Below are 7,945 nucleotides of genomic sequence, written 5' to 3' on the forward strand. Positions count from 1 at the left end.
TGAGTAGTTACCCCCACCCCCGCCGAGCGCTGAGTAGTTACCCCACCCCGCCGAGCGCTGAGTTGTTACCCCCACCCGCGCCGAGAGCGCAGTTGTTACTGAGTGCTCGTGCCGCTCACAGCGCAGGTACGCGCCGTACGGCGTGGAACGCGAGGAACAACTCAGCTGTCGGCGGCAGGGGATGCCGGAACAACTCAGCTGTCGGCACGAACCCAGGTGTCAGGAACAACTCAGCTGTCGGCGCGAACTGGGGGCCGGGAACAACTCAGCTGTCGGCGGCGGAGCTGGCGAGGAGCTGGCCGGCGAGGTCGTCCTCGAAGGGGCCGACGACGACGAGCGAGCGGGGCTTGGCGGCCAGCTCGACCGCCAGCGCCTGCACCTGCTCGGCCGTGACGGCTGAGACCCGCTCGAGCGTCTCGGCGACGGTGGTGAGCTCGCCGTGGACGATCTCCGCGCGCCCGAGCCGGGACATGCGTGAGCCGGTGTCCTCCAGGCCCAGGACGAGGTTGCCGCTCAGCTGGCCGATGGCCCGCTCGAGCTCGTCGGCGGGCAGCGGGGCCGCCGCGATGCGGTCGAGCTCCTCACCGAGCAGCTCGACGACCTGCGCGGTGTTCTCCGGCGCGCAGCCGGCGTACAGGCCCACGGTGCCGGCCTCGGCGTAGGAGGAGGCGAAGGCGTAGGTCGAGTAGGCCAGGCCACGCCGCTCGCGGATCTCCTGGAAGAGGCGTGAGCTCATGCCGCCGCCGAGGGCGGTCATGAGGACCGACAGCGCCCAGCGGCGGTCGTCGCCTGCGGGCAGGCCCTGGCAGCCGAGGATGACGTTGGCCTGCTCGGTGGGGCGGTGCAGCGTGAGGGTGCGGCCCTCGGTGGGCAGGGCGTCGTCGCCGGCGGAGCGGCGTGCGGCGGGCACGCCGGCGGGGTCGAGCTCCCAGCCGCCCGCGCGGACGGCCTCGAGGACCTGGCGGCACAGCTCGTCGTGGTCGACGGCGCCTGCCGCGGTGACGACGAGCTCGCTGGGCACGTAGGTGCGCCGGTAGTGCTCGAGCACGGCCTCGCGCGGGACGCCGCGGATGGTGGCCGGCGTGCCACCGATCGGGCGTCCGAGGGGGTGCGGGCCGAGGACCGCCGTCGCGAACTGCTCGTGCGCGACGTCGACGGGGTCGTCCCCCGCCATCGCGAGCTCCTCGAGGATCACGCCGCGCTCGGTCTCGAACTCCTCGGCGTCGAGGAGGGCGGAGGTCACCATGTCGGTGATGACGTCGACCGCCATCGGCAGGTCGGCGTCGAGCACCCGCGCGTAGTAGCAGGTGTGCTCCTTGCCGGTGGCGGCGTTGGCCTCCCCGCCGACGGCGTCGAAGGCCACGGCGATGTCCATCGCGTCCCGGCGAGGGGTGCCCTTGAAGAGCAGGTGCTCGAGGAAGTGGGTGGAGCCGTGGTGGCCGTCGGTCTCGTCACGCGAGCCGACGGCCACCCAGGCCCCGATCGTGGCTGAGCGCTGGGCCGGCATGGCCTCGCTCAGCACGCGGATCCCGCCGGGCAGGACGGAGCGTCGGATGACGCTGCCGTCCTGCTCCAGCGAGATCTCGGTGCCCGGCTCACCGGCCGGGCCCAGGGGAAGTGCCTCAGGCACCAGCGCTGTCGCCGTCCTCACGGGTACGGGTACGACGCTCGCGACGACGGCCGGCCTCGCGGCGCGGACGCTCCTCGCGCTCGCCCTGCTCCTCGCCGGACTCGGTCGCCTCGGTCGCCTCGGCGGCCTCGGGCGCTGCGGTCTCGGCCGCCTCACCCTCCTCGTCGTCGACGACGGCGTGCAGGGACAGCTTGCCGCGGGCGTCGATCTCGGCGAGCTCGACCTGGACCTGCTGGCCCACCCCGAGGACGTCCTCGACGTTCTCCACGCGCTTGCCACCGACGAGCCGGCGGATCTGCGAGATGTGCAGCAGGCCGTCCTTGCCCGGGGACAGGGAGACGAAGGCGCCGAAGGTCGTCGTCTTGACGACGGTCCCGACGAAGCGCTCGCCGATCTCGGGCATCTGCGGGTTGGCGATGGCGTTGACCGCCTGGCGGGCGGCCTCGGCCGAGGGGCCGTCGGTCGCGCCGATGTAGACGGTGCCGTCGTCCTCGATGGAGATGTCCGCGCCGGTGTCCTCCTGGATCTGGTTGATCATCTTGCCCTTCGGGCCGATGACCTCACCGATCTTGTCGACGGGGACCTTGACCGTGATGACGCGGGGCGCCGTCGGGGCCATCTCGTCGGGGGCGTCGATGACCTCGGTCATAACGTCGAGGATGTGCAGACGCGCGTCGCGGGCCTGCGACAGGGCACCGGTGAGCACGGAGGACGGGATGCCGTCGAGCTTGGTGTCCAGCTGGATGGCCGTGACGAACTCGCGGGTACCGGCGACCTTGAAGTCCATGTCGCCGAAGGCGTCCTCGGCCCCGAGGATGTCGGTGAGCGCCGCGTAGCGGGTCTCACCGTCGACCTCGTCGGTCATGAGGCCCATGGCGATACCGGCCACGGGGGCGCGCAGCGGCACACCGGCGTTGTACAGGGACAGGGTCGAGGCGCAGACCGAGCCCATCGAGGTGGAGCCGTTGGAGCCCAGGGCCTCGGAGACCTGCCGGATCGCGTAGGGGAACTCCTCGCGGGAGGGCAGGACGGGCATGAGGGCGCGCTCGGCGAGGGCGCCGTGCCCGATCTCGCGACGCTTGGGCGAGCCCACGCGACCGGTCTCACCGGTGGAGTAGGGCGGGAAGTTGTAGTTGTGCATGTAGCGCTTGCGCGTCTGCGGGGAGAGCGTGTCGAGCTGCTGCTCCATGCGCAGCATGTTGAGCGTGGTCACGCCCATGATCTGCGTCTCGCCGCGCTCGAAGATCGCCGAGCCGTGGACGCGCGGGAGCACGTCGACCTCGGCGGACAGGGTGCGGATGTCGCGCAGGCCGCGACCGTCCATGCGCACGCCGTCGGTGAGGACGCGGCGGCGCACGAAGTGCTTGGTGGCGGCGCGGAAGGCGGCGGAGAGGTTCTTCTCGGCGTCGGGGAACTGCCCGGCGAGCGCCTCGAGGGTGGCCTTCTTGACCTCGTCGAGACGGCCCTCGCGCTCGTGCTTGCCCGCGATGGCGATGGCCTCGGAGAGGTCCGTGCCGGCGTGGGCGACGACGGCCTCGTACTCCTCGGTGGAGTAGTCGAGGAAGCGGGGCAGCTCGGTGGTCGGCTTGGAGGTGTTCGCCGCGAGCTCGCTCTGCGCGTGGCACAGCGCGAGGATGAACGGCTTGGCGGCCTCTAGGCCCTGGGCCACGACCTCCTCGGTCGGGGCGGTGGCGCCCTGCTCCTTGATGAGCGTCCAGGCGTTGTCGGTGGCCTCGGCCTCGACCATCATGACCGCGACGTCCTCGGTGCCCTGCGCGTCGGTGACGACGCGGCCGGCGACAACCATCGAGAAGACGGCCCGCTCGAGCTCGGAGTAGCGCGGGAAGGCGACCCACTGGTCGTCGATGAGGGCGATGCGGGTGCCGCCGATCGGCCCGGAGAAGGGCAGACCGGAGATCTGGGTCGACATCGACGCGGCGTTGATCGCCAGGACGTCGTAGGAGTCGTCGGGGTGGATCGCGAGGACGGTCTCGACGACCTGGACCTCGTTGCGCAGGCCCTTGGCGAAGGACGGGCGCAGCGGGCGGTCGATGAGCCGGCAGGCGAGGATCGCCTCGGTCGAGGGACGGCCCTCGCGGCGGAAGAACGAGCCGGGGATCTTGCCGGCGGCGTACTGGCGCTCCTCGACGTCCACGGTCAGCGGGAAGAAGTCGAAGTGGTCCTTCGGGTTCTTGCCGAACGTGGTGGCCGACAGCAGCATCGTGTCCTCGTCGAGGTACGCGACGGCGGAGCCGGCGGCCTGACGGGCCAGGCGGCCGGTCTCGAAGCGGACGGTGCGGGTGCCGAACTTGCCGTTGTCAATGACGGCTTCGGCGGACGTGATCTCGGGTCCCTCCATGGGGCGCCCTCCTTCGTGGTCGTCGCGCGGCGCCCGGCGGCCTTCGATCGAGGCCCACGGACCACCGGCGAACCGGTCTTCCGGGGGCCACTACCGAAAACCGGCTCGGTACGTCCGGCGCGGTGGTGGTGTGTTGAGTTGTCGTCCGCCGTCACCGGCGGACATTGCAAGGCCGGCCCGGACCCGTACGGGTCCGAGCCGGCGCGAGTGTCAGCGACGCAGTCCGAGGCGCCCGATCAGGGTGCGGTACCGCTCGATGTCGACACGCTGCAGGTACTTGAGCAGGTTGCGGCGCTGACCGACGAGCAGCAGCAGACCACGACGGCTGTGGTGGTCGTGCTTGTGCGTCTTGAGGTGCTCGGTGAGGTCGAGGATGCGACGGCTGAGCATCGCGATCTGGACCTCCGGCGAACCGGTGTCGCCCTCGTGGGTGGCGTACTCGGCGATGATGGACTGCTTGACGTCTGCAGCGAGGGGCACAGGTTCTCCTTGGGGTTGTTGCGCGGAGCACCGGGGCATGTCCACCCGGGCATGACGCATCCGCGGCCGATCTGACGGCAAGAGATGATGCTATCAGACGGCCGACTCGCCCAGCACGGCGAGCGCGTCGGCGACGTCCAAGCGCATCTGCGCGACGAGCGCCTCGACGCCCTCGTAGCGCACGGTCGCGCGGAGCCGCTCGACGAACTCGACGACGACCTCCTCGTCGTACAGGTGCAGGTCGCTGCGCCCGATGACGTGGGCCTCGACGATGCGCTCGGCGATGTCCCCGAAGGTCGGGTTGGTGCCGACGGAGATCGCGGCGGGCAGCCGCTCCCCCGCGCCCGCGTGCCGGCGCAGCCAGCCGGCGTAGACGCCGTCGGCCGGGATGGTGCCGGTCGCGGACGGGGCGAGGTTCGCCGTCGGGAACCCGAGGTCACGCCCGCGGGCCTGGCCGCGCACGACGACGCCGCGCATCCGGTGGGGGCGGCCGAGGATGGTCTCGGCCGCGGCCACGTCACCGGACTCGACGAGCTCGCGGGCCCAGCTGGAGGACCAGCGCCGGTCGGCTCCGACGTCCGCGACGACGTCGACGGCGAAGCCGTGCTCCTGCCCCAGCGCCGCCATCGTGTGCTGGTCACCGGAGTTGCCGCGGCCGAAGCGCGCGTCGTGGCCGACGACGACGGCGCGGGCCCGCAGCGCGTCACGCAGGTACCCGGTGACGAACTCCTCGGGGGTGAGCGCGGCGAGGTCGAGGGTGTAGTGGAGGACGAGCGTGGCGTCGATGCCGACCTCGGCGAGGAGGGCGAGCCTGTCGGTGAGCCCGGTGAGGAGCGGCGGCGTCGTGCCGGGCCGGTGGACCTGCGCGGGGTGCGGGTCGAAGGTGAGGGCGACGGCGGGGACCCCGAGCGAGCGGGCCCGCTCCGCGGTGGCCGTGAGGACGGCCCGGTGCCCGCGGTGGACGCCGTCGAAGTTGCCGATGGTGACGACACTGCCGCTCAGACCGTCGGGGATCTGCTCGATGCCGTGCCACACCTGCACGCTGGGGCTCCTTCTGTCGTGGGCGGTCGCTGGCTGCGGGCCGCAGCCGAGACTACCCCGGCTCAGCCGATGAGGATCCCGGCGATGGCCGCCGACAGGAGGTTGCCGAGCGTGCCCGCGAGCACCGCCCGCAGGCCGAGGGTGGCGATGACGCTGCGCTGGGTGGGGGCGATGCCGCCCAGCCCGCCGAGGAGGATGGCGAGGGAGCCGAGGTTCGCGAAGCCGGTGAGCGCGAAGGTGATGACGGCCTGGGACTTCTCGCTGAAGTCCTCGGCCCTGGGCGCGAAGTCGGAGAAGGCGACGAACTCGTTGAGGATGACCTTCTGGCCGAGAAAGCTGCCGGCGTCGACCGCCTCGTGGAGCGGGACGCCGACGGCCGCCATGATCGGGGAGAAGACGTAGCCGAGGATCTCCTCGACGCTGAGGTCGTCGTTGCCGAACCACCCGCCGATGCCGCCGACGACGATGTTGGCCAGCGCGATGAGGGAGATGAACGCGAGGAGCATCGCGCCGACGTTGAGCGCGAGGGTGAGGCCGTCGGACGCGCCGCGGGCGGCGGCGTCGATGACGTTGACCGGTGGCTCCTCCTCGTCCTCCTCCGGGGCGCCCTCGCCGCGCGCCCGGCGGACGAGCTCGTCGCGGCCCTCGTGGGTGCCGCCCCGGCGGGAGCCGCGACGGAAGGCCGCTGCCAGCCGCGAGCCGCCGCGGCGGGAGGTGCCGCCGTCGTCGTCGGTGTCGACGACGGGCGCGTCCGGGACGGTGGCCGTCTCGGCGTTGGGGCCGATGTCCGCGAGGGCGCCTGCGGGGACGAGCATCTTCGCCATGAGGAGGCCCGCGGGGGCTGCCATGAAGCTCGCGGCGATGAGGTACTCGAGGTTGGCGCCGAGCAGCGAGTAGCCGACGAGGACCGAGCCGGCGACCGTGGTGAGGCCGCCGGCCATGACGGCGAAGATCTCCGATGGCGTCATGTCCTTGATGTAGGGCCGAATGACGAGCGGCGCCTCGGTCTGGCCGACGAAGATGTTGGCGGCGGCGTTCATCGACTCCGGCCCGGTCGTGCCCAGCAGCTTCGCGAGCCCTCCACCGATCCAGCGCGTGACGAGCTGGAGGAGGCCCACGTGGTACAGCACCGCGGTGAGGGCGGCGAAGAAGACGATGACGGGCAGCACCTGGAAGGCGAAGACCGAGCCCTCGTCGGGCAGGATCGGGCCGAAGAGGAAGGCGATGCCCTCCGCGGAGGAGTTGATGACCGACTGGACGCCGGACGTCACCGACTCGAGCACGCGCTGGCCCGCCGGGACGTAGAGCACGAGCACGCCGAAGACGACCTGGACGAGCAGGGCGAGGGACACGGTGCGGTAGCTGATCCGCCGTCGGTCGACCGACAGCAGCCATGCGATCACCAGGACGACGACCATGCCGCCCAGTCCCCACAGCACCTGGAGCACCGCTCCCCCTCCCGTCGTGTCACGCTGTCCGGGCAGGGTGGCACAGCCAGGCCGTCCCCGCGCGGAGAGGCTGCGGGTGAGCGCGGCTCAGGCGGGGTCGAGGACGAGCACCGGGCGCGCCTGGGCGCCGCGGTCCTCGAGGAGGGCGACGACGTGTCCGTCCGGGGCCAGCGCCGCGACCGGGCCGGTCCGGCCGGTGGCGTCGACCCGCTGGCCGTAGCGCACGGCGGTGGTCTCACTGTCGGAGAGCTCGCGCAGGTCGAAGGCCGCGCGGCACGCCTCGGTCATGGAGAGCAGCTGCACGGGCCGGCCCTCCGCGTGCGCGGCGCCGAGGGTGTCGAGGTCGGCTGCGCCGTCGAGGGCGAAGGGGCCGACGTAGGTGCGTCGCAGCGCGGTGAGGTGGCCGCCGGTCGCGAGGGCGGCACCGAGGTCGCGGGCGAGGGCCCGGACGTAGGTGCCCGAGGAGCACCCGACGACGACGTCGAGGTCGGTGACGGCGGTGCCGTCCTGCGCCGTCGTCGTCCGCTGCGCGAGCACGTCGAGGCGGTGGATGGTGACGGGGCGGGCCGCGAGCTCGACCTCCTCCCCGCCGCGGACGCGGGCGTAGGAGCGCTTGCCGTCGACCTTGATGGCGCTGACGGAGCTGGGGACCTGCTCGATCGGCCCGCGCAGGGCGGCGACGGCCGCGGCAAGGGCGTCGGGGTCGACGGCGGCAGCGCCGGGCGCGTCGGTGACGTCCCCCTCGGCGTCGTCGGTGATGGTCGCCTGACCGAGCCGGACGGTCGCGGTGTACTCCTTGTCCGCGCCGACGAGGTAGGTGAGCAGCCGGGTGGCGCGGTTGACGCCGAGGACGAGGACGCCGGTGTGCGCCTGCTGACGCGGGTGCAGCTGCCGGCGGTGACGCCGTCGGTGGTCGCCGGGCTGCGCCTGGCGCTCGCTCAGGCGTGGCTCTTCCTCGTCGCCGCCGAGCTCATCGCGTCCTCGATG

Annotated in this window: 6 protein-coding genes and 1 pseudogene; 1 reads left to right on the forward strand and 6 read right to left on the reverse strand. The window is 72.3% G+C overall.

Features of this window, described 5'->3' with window-relative positions:
* Nucleotides 1-265: 265 nt before the first annotated feature.
* The 6 genes from ACWPXV_RS08425 to truB form a co-directional block, all read right to left on the reverse strand.
* Complete coding sequence (locus ACWPXV_RS08425; RefSeq protein ID WP_454084814.1) at nt 266-1,630, reverse strand: M16 family metallopeptidase; 1,365 nt, start codon at nt 1,628-1,630, stop codon at nt 266-268.
* Entirely contained in the window at nt 1,623-3,989 is a 2,367-nt protein-coding gene (locus tag ACWPXV_RS08430) for a polyribonucleotide nucleotidyltransferase (protein WP_454084815.1), read from the reverse strand. The genes ACWPXV_RS08425 and ACWPXV_RS08430 overlap by 8 nt, the downstream gene beginning before the upstream one ends.
* 210 nt (nt 3,990-4,199) lie before the next feature.
* Complete coding sequence (rpsO, locus tag ACWPXV_RS08435; RefSeq protein ID WP_181424592.1) at nt 4,200-4,508, reverse strand: 30S ribosomal protein S15; 309 nt, start codon at nt 4,506-4,508, stop codon at nt 4,200-4,202.
* Between the two features lie 54 nt (nt 4,509-4,562).
* Nucleotides 4,563-5,510 carry a bifunctional riboflavin kinase/FAD synthetase gene (locus ACWPXV_RS08440; protein ID WP_454084816.1) on the reverse strand — a complete coding sequence of 316 codons (948 nt, stop codon included), beginning with the start codon at nt 5,508-5,510 and terminating at the stop codon, nt 4,563-4,565.
* A gap of 62 nt (nt 5,511-5,572) precedes the next feature.
* Nucleotides 5,573-6,958, reverse strand: coding sequence for a NupC/NupG family nucleoside CNT transporter (locus ACWPXV_RS08445; RefSeq protein ID WP_454084817.1), 1,386 nt, complete (start codon nt 6,956-6,958; stop codon nt 5,573-5,575).
* A gap of 87 nt (nt 6,959-7,045) precedes the next feature.
* Nucleotides 7,046-7,846 carry a tRNA pseudouridine(55) synthase TruB gene (gene truB, locus ACWPXV_RS08450; RefSeq protein ID WP_454084827.1) on the reverse strand — a complete coding sequence of 267 codons (801 nt, stop codon included), beginning with the start codon at nt 7,844-7,846 and terminating at the stop codon, nt 7,046-7,048.
* On the opposite strand from truB, the pseudogene ACWPXV_RS08455 reads away from it, so the two are divergent.
* A pseudogene (locus ACWPXV_RS08455) lies at nt 7,820-7,945 on the forward strand (ABC transporter permease); the annotation flags it as partial. The gene truB and the pseudogene ACWPXV_RS08455 overlap by 27 nt on opposite strands.

It is taken from the genome of Georgenia sp. Marseille-Q6866, assembly GCF_965111665.1.

What these genes read in the sequence shown, in the direction of transcription:
- ACWPXV_RS08430 (WP_454084815.1), bottom strand. Translation starts at nt 3,989, where the DNA reads ATGGAGGGACCCGAGATCACGTCCGCCGAAGCCGTCATTGACAACGGC.
- rpsO (WP_181424592.1), bottom strand. Translation starts at nt 4,508, where the DNA reads ATGCCCCGGTGCTCCGCGCAACAACCCCAAGGAGAACCTGTGCCCCTC.